Genomic DNA, 1,527 nt, shown 5'->3' on the forward strand with positions numbered 1-1,527 from the left:
TATCCGCCCGGGCAAAATCGGCGAGATTTCCATCGTCGGCTTTATCCTGCTGATGCTGGCGGTGATTTACGGCGACAATGTGGCGCACAGCTCCATCGGTCACTGGTTTGACCTTGACGGCATCCAGCTCACTTGGGCGATTATGATTTACGGCTTCGTAGCATCAGTATTGCCGGTATGGCTGCTGCTGACTCCGCGCGACTATCTCTCTACCTTCCTGAAAATCGGTACGATTGTCGCACTCGCCATCGGTATCCTCATCGTCAGCCCTGCGCTGCAAATGCCTGCCGTGACCCACTTCATCGACGGTTCCGGCCCTGTATTCTCAGGCGCATTGTTCCCGTTCCTCTTCATTACCATCGCCTGTGGTGCGGTTTCAGGCTTCCACGCGCTGATTTCTTCCGGTACTACGCCGAAAATGCTGGAAAACGAAACCCACGTCCGCATGATCGGTTACGGCGGTATGTTGATGGAAAGTTTCGTGGCGATTATGGCCTTGGCTGCCGCGTCATCGCTTGACCCCGGCGTGTACTTCGCCATGAACAGCCCCGCCGCCCTGATCGGTACAGATGCCAATACCGCTGCCGAAGTGATTACCACCAAGCTGCAATTCCCTGTCGATGCCGCAACCCTGTTGCACACCGCTAAGGAAGTGGGCGAAAACACCATCCTGTCCCGTGCGGGCGGTGCGCCAACCCTCGCAGTCGGTATGGCACACATCATGAGCCGCCTGATTCCGGGCGAAGCCATGATGGCATTCTGGTATCACTTTGCCCTGTTGTTTGAAGCCTTGTTTATCCTGACCGCCGTCGATGCCGGTACGCGCGTCGCACGTTTCATGATTCAAGACTTGGGCAGTATCTTCTACAAACCTTTCGGCAACACCGACTCCATCCCTGCCAACCTGATTGCGACCTTCTTCGCCGTGGCATTGTGGGGCTACTTCCTCTACACCGGCGTGACCGACCCCTTGGGCGGCATCAACTCGCTCTGGCCTTTGTTCGGCATCGCCAACCAAATGCTGGCAGGCGTAGCCTTGATTATGTGTGCCGTTGTGCTGATTAAGATGAAACGCGACCGTTATGTCTGGGTGGCACTCGTTCCTGCCGTCGGCGTACTGTTTGTCACCTGCTATGCCGGTCTGCAAAAACTGTTCCACAGCGACCCGCGCGTCAGCTTCCTTGCCCATGCCGGCAAATACAGCGAAGCATTGGCTAAAAACGAAGTCCTCGCGCCCGCTAAAGACATCGGCGAAATGTCGCAAATCATCTTCAACGACCAGGTCAATGCCGGTCTGACCGCATTGTTCCTCTCAGTCGTCGTTGTCGTTGCCATCTACGGCGTGCGTACCGCTATGAAAGCACGCAAAGTCGGCTGGTCAACCGCCAAAGAAATCCCGGCGGTTTACCGCGACGGCAAACAACCGGAGGCACAAAGTGAAGCGTAAACTCGCCGCTTGGTGGAAAACCGCCAAACTTACCGCCAACCTCATGGCAGGTGTGCCCGATTATGAAAACTACGTTGCTC

At 56.1% G+C, this 1,527-nt stretch carries 2 protein-coding genes; both read left to right on the top strand.

Annotated features, from left to right (window positions below; genetic code table 11):
* On the top strand, window positions 1-1,447 hold a 1,447-nt coding region (locus Q0562_RS13365; protein WP_298645140.1), incomplete at its 5' end, for a carbon starvation CstA family protein.
* Window positions 1,437-1,527, top strand: a 91-nt coding sequence (locus Q0562_RS13870; RefSeq protein ID WP_366144804.1) for a CstA-like transporter-associated (seleno)protein, incomplete at its 3' end; no start/stop codon positions are given. The genes Q0562_RS13365 and Q0562_RS13870, both read left to right, overlap by 11 nt.

It is taken from the genome of uncultured Cardiobacterium sp. (assembly GCF_938028825.1).
Lineage (GTDB): Bacteria > Pseudomonadota > Gammaproteobacteria > Cardiobacteriales > Cardiobacteriaceae > Cardiobacterium.